The 17735-nt window shown below is 62.5% G+C and carries 14 protein-coding genes and 1 tRNA gene; 4 read left to right on the forward strand and 11 right to left on the reverse strand.

Going from position 1 to position 17735, the window contains the following annotated elements:
- Nucleotides 1–31: 31 nt before the first annotated feature.
- The 5 genes from eno to mfd form a co-directional block, all read right to left on the reverse strand.
- Nucleotides 32–1312 carry a phosphopyruvate hydratase gene (gene eno / locus ACE03M_RS12770; RefSeq protein ID WP_143921046.1) on the reverse strand — a complete coding sequence of 427 codons (1281 nt, stop codon included), beginning with the start codon at nucleotides 1310–1312 and terminating at the stop codon, nucleotides 32–34.
- An 82-nt stretch (nucleotides 1313–1394) separates the two neighbouring features.
- Entirely contained in the window at nucleotides 1395–2210 is an 816-nt protein-coding gene (locus tag ACE03M_RS12775; RefSeq protein ID WP_143921045.1) for a tyrosine-protein phosphatase, read from the reverse strand.
- Complete coding sequence (locus ACE03M_RS12780; protein ID WP_260847937.1) at nucleotides 2207–2665, reverse strand: MazG nucleotide pyrophosphohydrolase domain-containing protein; 459 nt, start codon at nucleotides 2663–2665, stop codon at nucleotides 2207–2209. The genes ACE03M_RS12775 and ACE03M_RS12780 overlap by 4 nt, the downstream gene beginning before the upstream one ends.
- A gap of 121 nt (nucleotides 2666–2786) precedes the next feature.
- Nucleotides 2787–2981 (reverse strand): CsbD family protein, encoded by a 195-nt coding sequence (locus ACE03M_RS12785; protein ID WP_143921044.1) that lies wholly within the window; start codon nucleotides 2979–2981, stop codon nucleotides 2787–2789.
- 158 nt (nucleotides 2982–3139) lie between these two features.
- The gene (gene mfd / locus ACE03M_RS12790) at nucleotides 3140–6733 is read right to left on the reverse strand and encodes a transcription-repair coupling factor (protein ID WP_485934276.1); all 3594 of its coding nucleotides are present in this window, start codon (nucleotides 6731–6733) and stop codon (nucleotides 3140–3142) included.
- An 85-nt stretch (nucleotides 6734–6818) separates the two neighbouring features.
- Here mfd and ACE03M_RS12795 point away from each other — a divergent pair, with 85 nt between their 5' ends.
- Nucleotides 6819–8279 (forward strand): arylsulfotransferase family protein, encoded by a 1461-nt coding sequence (locus ACE03M_RS12795; protein ID WP_485934278.1) that lies wholly within the window; start codon nucleotides 6819–6821, stop codon nucleotides 8277–8279.
- 106 nt (nucleotides 8280–8385) lie between these two features.
- On the forward strand, nucleotides 8386–9138 hold the full coding sequence (locus ACE03M_RS12800) for a rhomboid family intramembrane serine protease (protein ID WP_485934280.1): 753 nt from the start codon (nucleotides 8386–8388) through the stop codon (nucleotides 9136–9138).
- Between the two features lie 27 nt (nucleotides 9139–9165).
- Here the strand turns inward: ACE03M_RS12800 and pth are convergent, their stop codons facing one another.
- From pth to ACE03M_RS12830, 6 genes are all read right to left on the reverse strand, one after another.
- A complete protein-coding gene (gene pth, locus ACE03M_RS12805) occupies nucleotides 9166–9765 on the reverse strand; it encodes an aminoacyl-tRNA hydrolase (protein WP_485934281.1) in 600 nt (199 codons plus the stop codon).
- Nucleotides 9766–9938: 173 nt separating this feature from the next.
- Nucleotides 9939–10574, reverse strand: coding sequence for a 50S ribosomal protein L25/general stress protein Ctc (locus tag ACE03M_RS12810; RefSeq protein WP_143921039.1), 636 nt, complete (start codon nucleotides 10572–10574; stop codon nucleotides 9939–9941).
- Nucleotides 10575–10732: 158 nt separating this feature from the next.
- Complete coding sequence (locus ACE03M_RS12815) at nucleotides 10733–11755, reverse strand: alpha/beta fold hydrolase (protein WP_485934283.1); 1023 nt, start codon at nucleotides 11753–11755, stop codon at nucleotides 10733–10735.
- A gap of 146 nt (nucleotides 11756–11901) precedes the next feature.
- Entirely contained in the window at nucleotides 11902–12873 is a 972-nt protein-coding gene (locus ACE03M_RS12820) for a ribose-phosphate diphosphokinase (protein ID WP_143921037.1), read from the reverse strand.
- Nucleotides 12866–14323 carry a bifunctional UDP-N-acetylglucosamine diphosphorylase/glucosamine-1-phosphate N-acetyltransferase GlmU gene (gene glmU, locus ACE03M_RS12825; RefSeq protein ID WP_485934284.1) on the reverse strand — a complete coding sequence of 486 codons (1458 nt, stop codon included), beginning with the start codon at nucleotides 14321–14323 and terminating at the stop codon, nucleotides 12866–12868. The genes ACE03M_RS12820 and glmU overlap by 8 nt, the downstream gene beginning before the upstream one ends.
- 33 nt (nucleotides 14324–14356) lie before the next feature.
- Nucleotides 14357–14428, reverse strand: a tRNA-Gln gene (locus ACE03M_RS12830).
- A gap of 63 nt (nucleotides 14429–14491) precedes the next feature.
- On the opposite strand from ACE03M_RS12830, the gene ACE03M_RS12835 reads away from it, so the two are divergent.
- Both ACE03M_RS12835 and ACE03M_RS12840 read left to right on the forward strand, forming a co-directional pair.
- Nucleotides 14492–14911: a hypothetical protein gene (locus ACE03M_RS12835; protein WP_143921035.1), complete on the forward strand. Its 420-nt coding sequence runs from the start codon at nucleotides 14492–14494 to the stop codon at nucleotides 14909–14911.
- A 135-nt stretch (nucleotides 14912–15046) separates the two neighbouring features.
- Nucleotides 15047–17626 (forward strand): UvrD-helicase domain-containing protein, encoded by a 2580-nt coding sequence (locus ACE03M_RS12840; protein WP_485934286.1) that lies wholly within the window; start codon nucleotides 15047–15049, stop codon nucleotides 17624–17626.
- Nucleotides 17627–17735: the final 109 nt, after the last annotated feature.

Below are 17735 nucleotides of genomic sequence, written 5' to 3' on the forward strand. Positions count from 1 at the left end.
CACCTGACGCCCGCCTCGGGGACGAAACCATTCAGCCGCCGAAGCGCGGGAAGGCTCCGCGTCCGGCGTAGCGGGCGGCATCGCCGAGCTGCTCTTCGATGCGCAGCAGCTGGTTGTACTTGGCCACGCGCTCGGACCGTGCCGGAGCACCGGCTTTGATCTGGCCGGCGTTCGTTGCCACGGCCAGGTCGGCGATCGTCGTGTCCTCGGTTTCGCCTGAACGGTGCGAGATCATCGTCGTGTAGCCGTTGGTCTGTGCCAACGATACCGCATCGAGGGTCTCTGTCAGGGTGCCGATCTGGTTGACCTTGACGAGCAGCGAGTTAGCGGTGCTGGTGTCGATGCCGCGCTGGAGACGCTCGGGGTTCGTCACGAACAGATCGTCGCCGACGAGCTGAACCTTGGAGCCGATGGACTCGGTCAGGGTGGCCCAACCTTCCCAGTCGTTCTCGTCGAGTGGATCTTCGATGGACACCAGCGGGTACTTGGCGAGCAGACCCTCGTAGTATGCGGCCATGTCCTGCGCGGACTTCTTCTCGCCTTCGAACTCGTAGGCACCATCGGAGTAGAACTCGGAAGAGGCCACATCGAGTGCCACCGCGATATCGCGGCCCGGACGGTGCCCGGCCAGTTCGATGGCTTCGAGGATGAGGTCGAGTGCCGCGGCATTGGAATCGAGGTTAGGTGCGAACCCGCCCTCGTCGCCGAGCCCGGTCGACAGTCCGCGCTCCTTGAGCACGCCCTTGAGCGCGTGATAGACCTCGACGCTCCACTGCAGACCCTCGTGGAAGCTTGCCGCGCCGATCGGAGCGATCATGAATTCCTGGATGTCGACGTTGGAATCGGCATGCGATCCACCATTGAGGATGTTCATCATCGGAACGGGCATGACGTGGGCATTCGGTCCGCCCAGGTAGCGGTAGAGCGGCAGGTCCGCAGACACCGCGGCCGCACGAGCCACTGCCAGCGAGGTGCCCAGGAGGGCATTGGCGCCCAGGCGGGACTTGTTCTCGGTTCCGTCGAGCTCGATCAGTGCCTGGTCGACCAGACGCTGATCATCGCTTTCGAGACCGACGATGACTTCGTGGATCTCGTCGACGACTGCGTCAACAGCACTGGTGACGCCTTTGCCCAGGTAACGTTCTGGGTCTCCGTCGCGCAGCTCGACGGCTTCGAACTCACCGGTGGAGGCACCGGAAGGAACACCAGCACGACCGACGGATTCGTCGGCCAACAGCACTTCCACCTCAACGGTGGGATTTCCCCGGGAATCCAGGATTTCACGGGCGTTTGCGGCAACAATCTCAGCCACTGATTACTCCTTCGCAATTGGTTTCACATGGGGAACATGTGCCTGCAGGACAGCTTAATGCACCGGAGGACCGAGCTCATTCTCAGTCCCGGACGGCCTCTTCCCTGTCAGCAGACGTCAACAGCTGTTCGCGCAGCTTATCCGGGCTCGCCGGATCCATTCCATGCTCGAGCAGATAGGCTTCGACACCGTTCTCGCCATATTCTGCGTCGATGGAGTCGAGGATCTTCGCCATGAGTTCCGGGGGTGCCGCTGTTGCCGTCTCGGCGAGGTTGCCGGAGATGCCGGCGTCGGCGAAGTTCCGGATGATGTTCTCGAGGAATCCTCCCGACAGATGCTGGGAGGTGATCGCGTAGTCCTCGAGGATCTCATGACGCCCGACGCCGAGGAGCGCGAGGATGAAGGCGGCGACCATACCGGTCCTGTCCTTGCCGGCAGAGCAGTGGAAGACGACTCCGCCTTCGCAGCTCTGCGCAACGACGTCGATGGCCTTGGCAAGTCGCGTTCCGAAATGGCTGATCATCAGCTCGTAGATCTTACTCAGCGAGCGATCGGAGAGGTCCATTCCGGTCGCCTCGGCGGCCTTCTGCATCTCCTCGCGGCTGAGCTGCTTCTCAGGAAAGAAATGATCGTCGAAGATGGGCAGCTCGATGTGCTCCACGTCGAGTCCCTCGAGCGCGTCGGGCAGCTTGGATCGTTCCCCGACGTCACGCAGATCGACGACGGTGCTGATGCCGAGTGCTCTGATGTCGGCCCGCGACCTGTCTGTCAGTTGGGCGATACCGTCGGAACGGAAGACCTTCCCCTTTCCGACGCTCGATTCCCCCGCCGAGGTGGGGGATCCTCCGATGTCACGGAAGTTGAATGTGCCTTCGATGTCGATGCGATCCAAGCTCACTGATTCGTGTCTTTCTGCTGTTTCTCTTCTGTCTTGATCCGGCGATATTCGGCCTCGACGTCTTCGAGGGAGGCCATGTGCTCATCACTGGCACCCTCGCCGAAGGCAAGGGGATGACGCCGGATGAGTTTTGCCTCCAGCCCTTCTATGATCATCCCCAGCGTGTGCCCGTAGGCGGCGGAAGCACTCTCGTCCAACAGCGCGGAGTGGAAGAGCACCTGGTAGAAGACATCGCCGAGTTCTTCGACGACGGCGGCCCGGTGGTCCGGATTCGCATCAGCTCGGTAGTCTTCGAGTGCTTCGATGAGCTCCTCGGTCTCCTCGCGCGCATACCTCTCGAGGCTTCCGTGGTCCTGCCGGCTCGACCACGGGCACCGCCGCCGCAGTGTCGCCATCGCCTCGATTGCTCCCTCGGTTCGAGCACCGATGACGCCCGCTGTCTCTGCCTGCTCCACTGTCGTGACACCTTCCGATTCCAGCACCGCTATGACGGTTCGACTCGCTGCTCGACACACTACGAAGGTCGAACAATAAGAATGACCCCCACCGCAGTCGCGATGGGGGTCGAATTCTGCATCACTTGCTGAACTTGTCCTTGACGTCCTTGCCGAGGTCCTTGACCTTCTCGCCGACCTGCTTGGTCTTGCCCTTGAGCTGGTCCGCCGAGCCCTCGGCCTTGAGCTCGTCATCGCCGGTCATGTCGCCGACTGTCTCCTTGGCCTTACCGGAGAATTCTTCAGTCTTGTTGTCGAACTTGTCGTCAAAACCCATGGTGTCTCTCCTTAAGTCTCACGGTACGTCTGTACTCGTATTCGCACTCTACGCTAGGAATAGCGGAAGAATGTGAACTCTCAGAATACGTGCAGATTCATTCTGAGTCGATCAGATCGGTTGAATCATTACGGCCTCTTCGCATTCAGACCCCGGCCTCAGACGCCGGCTTCGACGACTTCCGAAGCGACGACTGGGACGATCGCGTCGAGGAACTGGTGGGCCCAACGCAGGATGTCGGAATCCGTCATCTCCTTCGCATCGAAGCCGTTTCCGGTCATCGGCTTGGGCACGAGCACCGACCGGATTGCGGGCTTGAGCAGAGACTTCGGGTACAGGCGTTTGAGGCGCACGACCTGCGAATCCTCGAGCTCGAGCGGACCGAAGCGCACGAAGTTGCCTTGGACGACGATGTCGTTGATGCCCGAGGCTTTGGCCCTGATCCGCAGTCTGGCGACATCGGCGAGCACACCCACAGCCTCCGGGTAGGGCCCGTACCGGTCGACGAGTTCGTCGAGGACTTCCTGCAGTTCGCTCTCGTTCGCCGCGGCAGCCAGTTTCCGATAAGCCTCGAGCCGCAGTCGTTCGTGGTCGACGTATTCTGCCGGCAGGTGTGCGTCGACGGGCAGTTCGATGCGCATATCTGCTTCGGGCTCGGTGTCCTCGCCGCGGAAGTTCGCGACGGCCTCCCCCACAAGCCGCACATAGAGATCGAATCCGACCCCTTCGATCTGTCCGGACTGCTGTCCGCCGAGGAGGTTGCCGGCACCGCGGATCTCGAGGTCCTTCATGGCTACCTGCATGCCGGCGCCGAGCTCTGTATGAGCGGCCAACGTCGTCAGACGGTCGTGGGCTGTCTCGGTGAGTGTCGTGTCTGCCGGGTAGAGGAAATAGGCGTAGGCCCGTTCCCTGCCTCGACCGACCCGACCGCGCAGCTGGTGCAGCTGGGAGAGTCCGAAGCGATCAGCGTGATCGATGATGAGCGTGTTGGCGTTGGAGATGTCAATGCCGGTCTCGACGATCGTCGTGCACACGAGCACGTCGAACTTCTTCTCCCAGAAGTCGACGATGACCTGTTCCAGGCGCTGTTCGTTCATCTTTCCGTGGGCAATCGCGATCCTGGCCTCAGGAACGAGTTCGGCGATGTGGCCGGCCACGGATTCGATGTCCTTGACTCTGTTGTGGATGTAGAAGACCTGGCCCTCGCGCATGAGTTCGCGACGGATCGCGGCCTTGATCTGCTTGTCCTCCTTCTTACCCACGTAGGTCAGCACCGGATGGCGCTCCTCGGGCGGGGTGGCCAAGGTCGACATCTCTCGGATGCCGGTCACGGCCATCTCCAGGGTCCTCGGGATCGGCGTTGCCGACATCGCGAGCACGTCGACGTTCGTGCGCATCGCCTTGAGCGTCTCCTTGTGTTCGACGCCGAAGCGCTGCTCCTCGTCGATGATGACCAGGCCCAGGCTCTTGAACCTCACCTCGCCACTGAGCAGTCGGTGCGTGCCGATGACCAGGTCGAGCTTGCCTGCGGCCAGATCTTCGACGACCTTGTCCGATTCCTTCTTCGTCTGGAAGCGAGAGAGCGCACCGACGGTGACAGGGAAGCCCGAGTAGCGTTCGGCGAAGGTTTCGAAGTGCTGCTGGACGAGCAGAGTCGTGGGCACCAGCACAGCGACCTGCTTGCCGTCCTGGATCGCCTTGAATGCCGCTCGGACTGCGATCTCGGTCTTACCGTAGCCGACGTCGCCGCAGATCAGACGGTCCATTGGGACTGCCTTCTCCATATCGCCCTTGACCTCGTCGATGGTCGTGAGCTGGTCGGCGGTCTCCACGTAGTGGAAGGCGTCTTCGAGTTCGCGCTGCCATGGTGTGTCCGGTCCATAGGTGTGGCCGACGGTGGCTTGTCGAGCCGAGTAGAGGCGGACGAGTTCACCGGCGATCTCCTTGACCGCCTTCCTGGCCTTGGCTTTCGTCGTCGACCAGTCGGAGCCGCCCATCTTGTTCAGGGTCGGGCTCTCCCCACCGACGTAGCGGCTGACCTGGTCGAGGGCATCGCTGGGAACGTAAAGTCGGTCGCCGGGCTGGCCGCGTTTGGCCGGGGCGTATTCGACGATGAGGTATTCGCGGGTGTGCTTGTTCGCTCCCTTGCCAGTGGTGCGCTGGGTCATCTCGATGAACTTGCCGACGCCGTGCTGGTCGTGGACGACGAAGTCCCCGGGTGCCAGGTTGAGCGGGTCCACCTGGTTGCGTTTGCGCCGGGTGGGCAGGCGCCGCATGTCCCTCGTCGAGGTGGCTGCCGCGCGACCGAGCACATCGGCCTCGGTGAGCACGGCCAGTTTGAGGTCGTCGAAGACGAATCCGCCGAATGGCGCGGCCGTGGTGACGGTGACCAGAGCATCGGCGATGTCCGTCGGGTCATCGACGAAGGTCGCAGGCACCCCAGCCTCCGAGAACACCTCGACCATCCGCTGGCCCGGTCCCTGCCCCTCGGTGAGCACGAGGATGCGCCACCTGTCATGGATGAGTCCCTTGACATCGGCGAGGATCGCCTCGACGTCACCGGCATATCCCCGAGGAGCGCGCGCCGGAACGGAGAACAGATTCTCCGCAGGTGAGACGAGCTCTTCGTCGGTGGAGAAACCGCCGAGCTCCCACCAGGCCAAGCCGATGAGGCGAGCGCCTTCTTCCATCTCTTCCATGGTCCGGAAAGTCGCTGCGGATAGGTCGATCGGGGATTCGCCGCCGGCTGCGGCTCCTGACCATGCGGCTTCGAGGAATTCGTTCGTCGTTACGACGAGGTCGGCGGCCCTGGCGTGGACACGTTCGGGTTCGGTGATGATGATCTTCGTGGATTCGGGCAGCAGCGCGATGATCGGCTCCATGCCGTCTGCCAGCACTGCCGAGAGTGATTCCATGCCTTCGACGGCGATTCCACCGGCGATCTTGTCGAGCATGTCCGTTGCTGCCGGCAACGTCTGCGACAGCGTGGCCGCTCGCTCCCGGATTGAGTCGGTGAGCAGGAGCTCCCGACAGGGTGGAGCCGAGAGCTTCAGCGGTTCGGCCTCCGCCTCGGCGGGAATGGATCTCTGGTCGCTGACGGAGAACTCGCGGATCTCATCGATCTCGTCACCGAAGAATTCGATGCGCAGGGCATGATCCTCCGTCGGAGGGAAGATATCGACGATGCCACCGCGGACGGCGAATTCGCCTCGCCGGGAGACCATGTCCACGCGTGAGTACGCAAGTTCTGTCAGGCGGTGGGACAGCTGGTCGATCTCGTACTCGTCGCCGACGGCCAACTCCACCGGCTCGATGTCGCCGAGCCCCTTGACCAGCGGCTGCAGGAATGCGCGGACCGGGGCGATGATGAAGGACAGGTGACGGTTCGGGCTCGGGTGGGCCAGGCGGTGCAGAATCTGCAGACGCTGCCCGACGGTGTCAGACCGAGGTGAGAGCTTTTCGTGTGGGAGGGTCTCCCAACTGGGGAAGATCGCGATCGAATCCTCAGGCACCCAGTCCGCCAGGGCCCGGGCCAGGTCTTCAGCCTCACGGGTGGTGGCCGTGACGATGAGCTGCGGTGCCGAGGTGGACGGATCGTTGTCGCCCGACACCAGCGTTCGGCGCAGGATCGATGGCCACAGACCTCTGATCGCATCGATCGTCCCACCTGCTGTCTCCGGGTCGTTGAACGCTCCGACGAGGTCAGTGATGGTGGAGTTCTGGCGTGTGAGATCGAGTCCGTTGAGCACCATGCAATTCTAAGCCACCGGCATGACACGAGAAACGGCGGCGACCGTACTCTGACCACTCTTCGTGGAAACGTGTGAAGATGAGGTCATGTCCTACCGCACTCTGTTCGCAACTGTGGCGGCCGCAACGCTGTTCCTGGCAGGATGCACCGCGGAAGAGGAAGTCCCCCAACCCGAACGTTGGGACTTCCACACCAGGCCCGACTTGAACCCGCCGAAGATCGACATCGACGTCAGCTCACAGCAGCCCGAGGACGACAATGACCTCGAGACATTCCTCGCCCCGAAGGGACAGACCGCCGATGACGGGGAGTCCTGGGTCGGCGGACTCATCCTCGCCCCAGACGGAGAGCCGGTCTGGATCCGACAGGGATCGGGCCAGATGTGGGACCTGCGGGTTCAGGAGTACAGGAACGAGCCCGTCCTCACCTGGTGGGAGGGATTGGCAGAAACGCCCGAGACAGCCGGCGAGGTAGTCATGCTCGACGACAGCTACAACGAGATCGCACGTGTCGGCATGGGAGGGGACCTCGCCCACAAGACCGCCGATCTGCACGAGACGACGATCACAGACGACGAGACGATGCTCCTCCTGTCCTATATCAAGACCCAGACGGATCTCAGATCCGTCGGCGGCCCGAAGGACGGCTGGGCTTGGGAAGGAGTGGTCCAGGAGGTCGACATCGCCTCCGGTGAACCCGTTGTCGAATGGCGATCACTCGACGACATTCCCGTCGACCAGACGCAGTCGAAGCTCAAGGACGGCGAAGGCACCGAGGAGGAGCCCTTCGACTACATCCATCTGAACTCGGCGTCCGTCGATGACGATGGTGATTCGCTGCTCGTCTCCGCCCGCAACACACATGCGATCTATCAGCTCGATCGGAAGAGCGCCGACGTGAACTGGGTGCTGGGCGGGTCTGCCAGCGACTTCGAGATGGGCGAGGGTGCTGCCTTCGCTTGGCAGCATGACGCCGTCCGCCGCGACGACGGCATGATCACCCTCTTCGACAACCATGCTGCGCCCCGCCTCGGCGATTCCAGAGGTCTGCGCCTCGACGTCGATGAGGGAGCGCAGAAGGTCAGCGTCGACACCGAGTACCCGGCCCCCGATGACCGCTCATCGGGAAGCCAGGGCAATCTGCAGGAACTCGACAACGGCAATGTGGTCATCGGCTGGGGCTCCGAACCGTATTTTTCGGAGTTCACCAACGATGGCAAGCTGCTCTACGATGCCACTTTCACAGGCGGATCGAACTACCGGGCCTATCGCTTCGACTGGCAGGCGACTCCGTCAGCACCGCCCACCGCGACGAGATCTGAGCCTGGTGAGGGCATCACACGAGTGCACATGAGCTGGAACGGAGCCAGCGACGTCGCCGCCTGGCGCATCCTCAGCGGCAACAGCGAGGAGCAGCTCGAGGAGACCGCAGTCGTCGATCGCACGGGGTTTGAAACTGCGGCCGACATCACCCCCGCCGGCTCCCGGATCGTCGTCGAGGCTGTGAACGAGGACAAGGAGCGCATCGGAAGCACGATCGTGGACTGAGGCACCGGAGATCTCAAGACTGTAACGGGACTAACGGATCGGACACGATTGCCCACAGGCCCCGGTTCTTCGGGGTTCTCCAAGCTTCATCACCGACAATTGAGACATGAGTTCCAACCAATCCCCTCGCTTCACCCCCGAAGAATCCCAGTTCATCTTCGGCAATGGTTCAACAGCCCCCGATTCGTCCAGGTCAGGCGGCCGCCCACCCGCAGGCCAGCCCGAAGTCGCCAATCTGCGGACCACTGTCAGCCGCGATCACCGGCTCTCGCGCTTCGTCCCTGTCCTCATCCTGCTGGCGATCATGTGGGCCATTGAGATCGTCGACACCATCCTGCCAGTCGATCTCGACATGTTCAGCCTCGCGTCCTGGACTCCGCTGTCCCTCTACGGAGTGGTGACGTCTCCCCTCCTGCACTCGGGATTCGGACACCTCATGGCCAACACGTTCCCATTCCTCATCCTCGGGCTGTGCATCGCCGTCGAGGGGGCACGCCGCTTCTGGCTCGTCACCGTCATCACTGCCGTCGTATCCGGGCTCGGCGCCTGGCTGACGACATTTCCTGTGGGCCAGCACGTCGTCGGCGCCTCGGGCATCGTGTTCGGCTTCTTCGCCTACCTGGCGGTGCGCACCTGGTTCACCGAGGATGTGCTCCGCAAGATCGTGTACTTCGCCATCGGGTTCTTCGTCTTCATCACCTACGGCGCATCGATGATCTTCGGACTGCTGCCGCAGGATAACGGGATCTCCTGGCAGGGGCATCTGTTCGGCTTCGCCGGCGGCATCCTCGCCGCCTGGCTCATCCACCGCAAGCGTCCGGGCTCCGCGGCGCAGAAGCGATCTGCCTCCAAGCAGTGACCTGTCTGTCAGCGGTGACCGCCATTCTCATTTCGAGTGGTATTTGAGCTGAACCTTCTCGAGGCCGTCGACGATGTACGTCTCGACGGCGTCTGCGATATCCGAGATGAAGATCGGCAGCGTGGCGCGTTCGTCCTTGGAGAAGGGCCCCAGAACGTAGTCTGCGGTGTCCTGACGTCCCATGGGCCGGCCGACGCCGGCGCGGATACGGGGATAGTTCTTCGTCCCCAGCGCCGAGGTCATCGATCGCAGTCCGTTGTGTCCGCCCTCTCCGCCGCCGACCTTGGCCTTGATCGTGTCGAAGGCGATGTCCACATCGTCGTGGACGGCGATGATCCGGTCGGTGTCGATCGAGTAGAAGTCGGCGAGCTGCCTGACCGGCCCACCTGATTCGTTCATATACCCCGTCGATGTCGCGAGCACCACCCGCGGCCCAGGAATTCCGGGAACTGAACCTGTGGGAAGTCGAGATGTGCCGACATTGGCGCGCAGTTTGGTGCGTGTCAGATTGACGCCGATGCGATGTGCGAGTTCGGCAACGACCATCTGCCCGATGTTGTGTCTCGTCGATTCGTATTTAGGGCCGGGGTTGCCCAAGCCGAAGACCAGCCAAGCTTCGTTCGTCATCGTCGTCCTTCGCTCATTCTCTCTCGCTGCTCATCGAGATCACCCGATCACCCAGGGACTCTTGCACCCTATGTGCTCTCAGAACGAATTCGGTGGGCCGTCTCTTCAACGACCCACCGAATTCACACCTCAGGCTGCGCCCAGAAGCTGCGCGCAGACGGAAGAAGTCGAGGTCACGCGTCCTCGGACTTCTCCTCTGCTGCATCCTCGGTCGACTCTTCGGTCGACTCTTCTTCGGTCTCGCCTGCATCCGACTCGGTGTCCATCTCGGCCTCTTCCGAGACGTTGACGACGAGAAGTTCGGGATCAGCAGCGAGTTCGACGCCCGAAGCCAGTTCCACCTGTCCGGCCAGAACGTGCTCGCCGGCGGCGCGCCCGTCGATGGTGACCTCGATGTACTCAGGCAGCTTGGTGGCGTCTGCCTTGATGAGAATCGTCGACTCTTCCTGCTGCACCATGGTGCCGGGAGCGGATTCGCCGATGATGTGGACAGGAACGTCGACCTCGACCTTTTCGCCGCGCTTGACGATGATGAGGTCAAGGTGCTCGATCTGACGGGTGACCGGGTCGGTCTGCACGTCGCGAGCAATTGCGAGAACGTTCTTGGCACCGTCGGTGCTTTCGATCTCGAAGAGGGCGTTGGCGTGCTTGAGGGCCATCATGGTGGCGTGGCCGTCGATCGAGATGTGCACAGGATCTCCGCCGTGTCCGTAGACGACTGCAGGGATGCGTCCTGCGCGACGGGTCCGGCGGGCAGCGCCCTTGCCGAATTCATTGCGGGGTTCGGCGATGAGTTTGAAGTCAGCCATTTTCTCTCCTTCGTGGTGAACTTATCTTGCAAGCACCACGGCGAAACAGCCTTCAACCGCACTGTCGCTGTCTCAATTCGGCCCCGAAGGGCCAGTCAGCACTGTGGGTCAGGACCGCGTCGATAACGGAAACATGTGTTTCCCTCGCCGAGGCAACCCTACGATTCTATGCCACCGTCGTCGGTGGCGCCAAGTCGGGCGGTCACAGCCTCGGCGCAGGCGTCGATGCCTGTCTCCGTGAGCAGGATGTCGTAATGGTTCGTACCGGGCACCTCGACGACGGTCAGATCCTCCCACCGCTGCTGGTAGGAGACGACAAGTTCCGGTGGGTAGAGACCAGGCTCGGATGCGATGAGGTCACGCTCGGCGAAGAGGAACGTCACGTCGGCCTGGCGCCGCTGGCTGCTCATGATCTGGGCGAGTGCGTTCCGGAAGGCACCGCCGGTGTACATGTCCGCCGAGTCGGCCTGCATCGCCTCGATCGAAGTCGAGGGCTGGAAGCTGTGATCGTCTTTGGCCGCGAGATCGTAGACGAAGCTCTCCGTGGCCACGGTGTCGAGGCCGTCGACGAAGGCAGGATGAGCGGCGAAGAATGCGAGGTACTCTTCGACCGACCCGAATGACATCGACAGCCGTTCGGACGCGGGGCCGAGTACCGCGGCGATGAGGTCATCGGTGTCGAGATCGTGGTCGTTGAGATCATCGAGCGCCCCGGTGACCTCGTCTTCCCCGACCTGCGGCATCGGCAGGGGAAGTCCACCGTCGATGAGGACGGGGCCACGGAAACGATCGGCCACCTCGGCGTCGGAATCGACACCTGCGCCCATACCGGCCAAGGTCATGGCGACGAAACCGCCCATGGAATGTCCGACCAGAGTGACCGGCCCAGGCTCGGCGAAGGTGTCGATGGCGACGAGGACGTCTTCGGCATGGGCCCTCATCCCGAACGGTCCGCCCAGCAGACGGGAGTCAGCACGTCCGCGCAGGTCGGGCCCGATGATGCGCACACCGGGAAGTGCTGCGACCAGACCGGCGAAGAACAGATGATTCGAGGTGATGCCGTGGATGACGCAGATGGTGGGAACACGGCCCGGCCCGTAGGCCACAGGCTCCCAGACACCGACGGACAGTTCACCGCCGGAGACGCTGACCCGGTACCGGTTGTAATCATGGGACGACATCGTCACTGTTCCCTTCACTCGGTTGTCTCCAGTGTAGAGCGTCGGTCGAGTCCCGGGCAGGCGATGCTTCCGATGAGACAGATCGAACCCCGAGCCGAAAGATCGGCTCGGAGTTCGATTCAGATAAAACTATCGCAGAAGGTGGCTCAGACCTCGAAGAGGCTGGTGACCGATCCGTCTTCGAAGACCTCGTGCACGGCGCGGGCGATCAGCGGAGCGATCGAGAGCACGGTGAGCTTGTCGAACATCTTGTCCTCAGTCAGCGGCAGCGTGTTCGTCACGATGACCTCCTGCGCCACGGAGTTCGACAGGCGTTCGACGGCAGGTCCGGAGAACACTGCGTGTGTCGAGACGACGATGACTCCGGTGGCTCCGGCGGCCATGCAGGCGTCGGCGGCTTGGACTATGGTCCCGCCTGTGTCGATCATGTCATCGACGAGGACACAGGTGCGGCCCTCGACCTCACCGACGACACGGTTGGCCTTGGTCTCATTCGGACGTGTGATGTCACGAGTCTTGTGGATGAACGCCAGCGGCACTCCGCCCAGGGCGTTCGACCAGTTCTCGGCGACCTTGATGCGGCCGGCGTCTGGTGAGACCACTGCCAGTTCGGTCGGGTACTTGTCCTTGACGTAGCCGGCGAGGATCGGCATCGCGATGAGATGGTCGACCGGTCCGTCGAAGTAACCCTGGATCTGCGCGGTGTGCAGGTCCACGGTGATGATGCGGTCAGCACCGGCCGTCTTGTACAGATCAGCCACGAGGCGAGCCGAGATGGGCTCACGTCCGCGATGCTTCTTGTCCTGCCTCGCGTAGGGGAAGAACGGTGCGATGACCGTGATCCGCTTGGCCGAGGCACGTTTGAGTGCGTCGACCATGATGAGCTGTTCCATCAGCCATTCGTTGATCGGTGCACAGTGCGACTGGAGGACGAAGACGTCACAGCCGCGGACCGATTCGGAGAACCGGACGTAGATCTCTCCATTGGCAAAGTTGTAAATGTCAGTGGGGAGAAGTTCCGTCCCCAGGTTCTCAGCGACTTGCTCAGCGAGCTCATTGTTCGCACGCCCGCTGACCAGGACGAGCTTCTTTTCGCCCGCCGTCGTAATTTCATTCACTTGCCGGTTCCCCTTCAGATGCGGCCTCGGCTGCCTGCGCTGCAGGTGTGCCGGGGCGGTTGCTGACGACCCAGCCCTCCAGGTTACGCTGTGGCGCCACGGTTATGGCAAGCGCTCCCGCAGGGACATCTTTGCGCACTGTTGTGCTCGCACCGGAGTAGGCGCCGTCGCCTACCGTGACAGGGGCAACATACATGTTGTCCGAGCCCATTCGTGCGTGCTTTCCGACGACGGTGCGGTGCTTGTTGACACCGTCGTAGTTGACGAAGACCGATGCGGCACCGATGTTGGAGCCCTCACCGATCTCAGCATCGCCGACGTAGGACAGGTGCGGCACCTTCGCGCCCCGTCCGATGTCAGCGTTCTTCGTCTCCACGAAGGTGCCGATCTTTCCATCCTCGCCGAGGTTGGTTCCAGGACGCAGGTACGCGAAAGGTCCGACTTTGGCGCAGGCTCCCACGACGGCCAGTTCCGAATGAGTGCGCACCACCTGTGCCCCGGCACCCACCTCGGTGTCCTTGAGAGTTGAGTCGGGGCCGACGACGGCACCGGCGCCGATGTCGGTGGCACCCAGGAGCTGGACTCCGGGAAGGATCGTGACGTCCTCACCCAGGGATACGTCCATGTCGATCCACGTGGTGTCGGGGTCGATGATGCTCACACCGGCACGCATCCACTTCTCGCAGACTCGGCGGTTGAGCTCCTTGCCGAGGTTGGCCAGCTGCACACGGTCGTTGGCGCCCTCGACCTGCCACAGATCCTGGGTGGCGGTGGCAGCGACGGACTGACCAGCCTCACGAGAGAATCCGATGACGTCGGTGAGGTACTTCTCACCCTGCGCATTATCCGTGGTCAGTGAGGCGAGACCGTCCCTCAGCGCTGAGGCGTCGAAGGCGTAGATGCCGGAGTTGATCTCCCGGATGCTGCGCTGGTCATCGCTGGCATCCTTCTGCTCGACGATGCGCAGCAGGCCTCCGGAGGCGTCGCGGACGATGCGTCCGTAGCCGTTGGGATCGTCCACCTCGGCGGACAGGACCGTCACGGCATTGTGCGAGGACTCGTGGACCTCGACGAGGCTGTTGATCGTGTCAGCAGTCAACAGGGGCACGTCTCCATAGGTCACGACCACGGTGCCGGAGAGATCGTCGGGCAACTGGGTCAGCGCACATTCGGTTGCGCGGCCGGTGCCGGGAATCTCATCCTGATCGGCGATGATCACAGTCTGCGTCGAACTGATCGGCAGTGAGTCCAGATGGGAGACGAGCTGGTCGCGTTCGTGCCTGACGACGACGACGAGGTGTTCGGGAGTGGCCCCTGCCGCTGCCGCGATCGAGTGGTGGAGCAGGGAACGACCGCCGATCGGATGCAGCACCTTCGGCAGGGTCGACTTCATACGGGTGCCCTGGCCAGCGGCCAGAACGATGACGGCGATGGGTCTGGTCTGCGACATGTGTTGGATCCTTCGCAAGTCGGATTGGGCCAGCTCCGCCCATAGGATTCGAACCTATACCACACGGCTCCAAAGGCCGGCGTGCTGCCATTACACCAGGGCGGAACAGCGTGCACCAGTTGAGGGCCCGCGCTCACGAGACACCATCATGCCACTACGATGAACCGTATGGAAATTCTTCGCGAGATTCTAGTGGCCCTGCATCTGATCGGAATGGCGATCATTGTGGGCGGATATTTCGCCCTCATCCGCTCTCCCAAAGTTGCTCCCGGCATGCTGCACGGCGCCTACCTTCAGCTGATCACCGGGCTTCTGCTGATGGGGCTGGCAGAGATGGGCGATGACGAAGTCAACCACATGAAGCTCGGCATCAAGCTCCTCATTGCGATTCTCGTCACCGTCTTCGCATTCATCGGCATTAAGAAGCAGAAGGCCTTCGCCTCCGCTCCGGCTGCGGGGGCCTCCCCGGCTGGAGGCGACGCCGACACAGCCGTGTCGACAGCGGTGAAGAATCCCTCGGCGACGCTGGCTCACCTGGTCTTCGCCGGCGCGATCATCAACGTACTGGTGGCCGTCTTCGTCCACTGAGGTTCTCGCCCCAGACGGGTCCGGCTCCGCCGGCGACCCGTACAGTTGGTCAAGGTCGCCGGCGGGAGCTTTTTCTCTGCCTATCCCACTGGCCTTTTCTCTGCGTCAGTCGCTGACGGTATCGTTGATCCGGACATGACTGCTGCAGCTGAAAACATCGAAGAAGCCACTCCGGGAGCCGACTCACGTGCGGCCGAACTCCTCACCGGACTCAACCCGCGACAGCGCGAGGCCGTTGCCCATACGGGTTCCCCGCTCCTCATCGTGGCGGGCGCCGGTTCGGGTAAGACCACCGTGCTGACCAGACGCATCGCCTATGCTCTGGCGACCGGTCGGGCACACCCCGGTGAGGTCCTGGCGATCACGTTCACCAACAAGGCGGCCAAGGAGATGGCTGAGCGCGTGCGCTCCATCGTCGGACCCGCTTCGCGAGCGATGTGGGTCTCGACCTTCCACTCCTCATGTGTGCGCATCCTCCGCCGTGAGGCCAAGGTGCTGGGCATGAAGACCAACTTCACGATCTACGATGCCCAGGATGCTCAGCGGCTCGTGTCTCAGATCCTCAAAGAACTCGGAATCGACACGAAGAAGTACACGCCTCGGTCGATGCTGCATAGGATCTCCAATCTCAAGAATGACCTGCAGACGCCGGATGACTTCACTCCCCGGCCGAACAACCCCGCTGATGAAGTCCTCGCCGATGTGTTCAGGCGCTACACCTCTCGCCTGCGTCTGGCCAATGCCTTCGACTTCGATGACCTCATTGCCGAGACCGTTCATCTCTTCGGTGCCTTCCCTGAAGTGGCAGATTTCTACCGCAGAAGGTTCCGGCACATCCTCGTCGACGAGTACCAGGACACGAACCCGGCCCAATACGCTCTCATCAAGTCTCTGGCCGGCGACGGAGCTGGTGGCGCCACCGGCGCAGAGCTGACCGTCGTCGGTGACGCTGACCAGTCGATCTACGCCTTCCGTGGGGCGACTGTGCGCAACATCGTGGAGTTCGAGAAGGACTTCCCCGATGCGGAGACGATTCTGCTGGAGCAGAACTATCGCTCCACGCAGAACATCCTCGATGCTGCGAACGCTGTGATTTCGAACAATCAGGACCGCAAGGACAAGAAGCTGTGGACATCGGAAGGCACGGGCGAATCCATCGTCGGCTGGGTAGCGGAGAACGAGCAGTCGGAGGCCCGCTTCATCGTCGACCGGGTCGATGAGCTCATCGACAACGAGAAGTACACCTATGGTGACTTCGCAGTCTTCTACCGCACCAATGCTCAGTCCCGCGCCATTGAGGATGCTCTGGTGCGCTCCGGCATCCCGTACAAGGTCGTCGGAGGCACACGATTCTACGAGCGCAAGGAGATCAAGGATGCCCTCGCGTATCTGCGCGTGGTCGCCAATCCAGATGACGATGTGAACCTGCGTCGCATCCTCAACGTCCCCAAACGCTCCATCGGTGACCGCACCGAGGGCATCGTCGCGGACTTCGCCGATCGTGAGGGCATCAGCTTCTACTCGGCGCTGGGGCGTCTTGATGAGATCGTCCATCTGTCTGCCCGGGCGAAGACCTCTGTGTCGAAGTTCTACGACCTCATGCGTGATCTGGCAGCCACCGCCGAGGCAGCCCCGCTGTCGCGCGTCATCGAGGCGATCCTCGAGCAGAGCGGTTACCTCGAGTCACTGCAGAAGAGCACGGACCCGCAGGACGAGTCGCGTGTCGACAACCTCGCCGAGCTCGTAGCTGTGGCTGAAGACTTCGTCGCCACGCAGGCCCTCGCTGCAACGGGTGATGACGCTGATGAAGCCGACGCTGAGGCAGAGACAGGAACCGCGGCTGGTTCCGAAGTCGCGTCTGAGACTGCTTCCGGTGATACCGAGTTCGAATCGGCGGTGAGCAAGGACGCCGAGGGCGAAGCCCAAGCTGACGGAGGGAGCACCGAGGGCGATGCGGATGTGCAGAGTCCAGCGACTGCTGCCGCCGGCAATTCGTCGATCGAGGCCTTCCTCGAGCAGGTGGCGCTGGCCTCCGACACGGATCAGATCCCCGATGCCGAACTGGGACAGGTCACTCTCATGACCCTGCACACAGCGAAGGGTCTGGAGTTCCCGGTCGTCTTCCTCACCGGCCTCGAGGATGGTGGCTTCCCGCATGCGCGTTCCTTCGAGAATCCCAATGAGCTCTCAGAAGAACGTCGTCTTGCCTATGTGGGTCTGACCCGAGCCCGGCAGCGTCTGATCGTCACTCGCGCGGAGACGCGCAGCATGTGGGGTCAGCCGCAGTACAACCCACCGAGCCGGTTCCTCGCTGAGATTCCCGAGAATCTCATCGAATGGGAGAGCACCGGCACCTTCTCATCCAGCGTCGGCGGCGGCTTCTCTTCCGGCGGCTACGGCGGGGGCGGCCACGGCTACAGCGGCTCGCGCGGCGGCGGATTCGGTTCCTCTCGGGGCTCGGGCGATTCGTCTCGCTCACGCTCAGGGTCCGCGAGCTCCTCGTCTCCTGTGGCCGGTTTCCCGAATCGGATCCGGCCCAACCGAGAGGTCATCACCGTGTCGGTGGGCGAGAAGGTCTCGCACGAGTCCTTCGGCCTCGGCACCGTGGCTGAGGTCAACGGCGTCGGAGACAAGACAGTGGCGGTCGTCGACTTCGGCTCCCTGGGAACGAAGCGTCTCCTGCTGCGCTACGCCCCCATCGAAAAGCTCGGCTGAGATAGCCGCGACGGGGAGAGTCCCGCTCTCGCTCTTCCGACTGTCTGCCGACCTTCGGATCGCAGGCCTGCAGACGAAAATCAGGCCTGCAGACATAAGTAAAGCGCCG

This window comes from Brevibacterium sp. AGC70 (genome assembly GCF_057334195.1).

What these genes read in the sequence shown, in the direction of transcription:
- ACE03M_RS12785 (WP_143921044.1), bottom strand. Translation starts at nt 2,981, where the DNA reads ATGGGTTTTGACGACAAGTTCGACAACAAGACTGAAGAATTCTCCGGT.
- mfd (WP_485934276.1), bottom strand. Translation starts at nt 6,733, where the DNA reads ATGGTGCTCAACGGACTCGATCTCACACGCCAGAACTCCACCATCACT.
- ACE03M_RS12795 (WP_485934278.1), top strand. Translation starts at nt 6,819, where the DNA reads ATGTCCTACCGCACTCTGTTCGCAACTGTGGCGGCCGCAACGCTGTTC.
- ACE03M_RS12800 (WP_485934280.1), top strand. Translation starts at nt 8,386, where the DNA reads ATGAGTTCCAACCAATCCCCTCGCTTCACCCCCGAAGAATCCCAGTTC.
- pth (WP_485934281.1), bottom strand. Translation starts at nt 9,765, where the DNA reads ATGACGAACGAAGCTTGGCTGGTCTTCGGCTTGGGCAACCCCGGCCCT.
- ACE03M_RS12810 (WP_143921039.1), bottom strand. Translation starts at nt 10,574, where the DNA reads ATGGCTGACTTCAAACTCATCGCCGAACCCCGCAATGAATTCGGCAAG.
- ACE03M_RS12815 (WP_485934283.1), bottom strand. Translation starts at nt 11,755, where the DNA reads ATGTCGTCCCATGATTACAACCGGTACCGGGTCAGCGTCTCCGGCGGT.
- glmU (WP_485934284.1), bottom strand. Translation starts at nt 14,323, where the DNA reads ATGTCGCAGACCAGACCCATCGCCGTCATCGTTCTGGCCGCTGGCCAG.
- ACE03M_RS12835 (WP_143921035.1), top strand. Translation starts at nt 14,492, where the DNA reads ATGGAAATTCTTCGCGAGATTCTAGTGGCCCTGCATCTGATCGGAATG.
- ACE03M_RS12840 (WP_485934286.1), top strand. Translation starts at nt 15,047, where the DNA reads ATGACTGCTGCAGCTGAAAACATCGAAGAAGCCACTCCGGGAGCCGAC.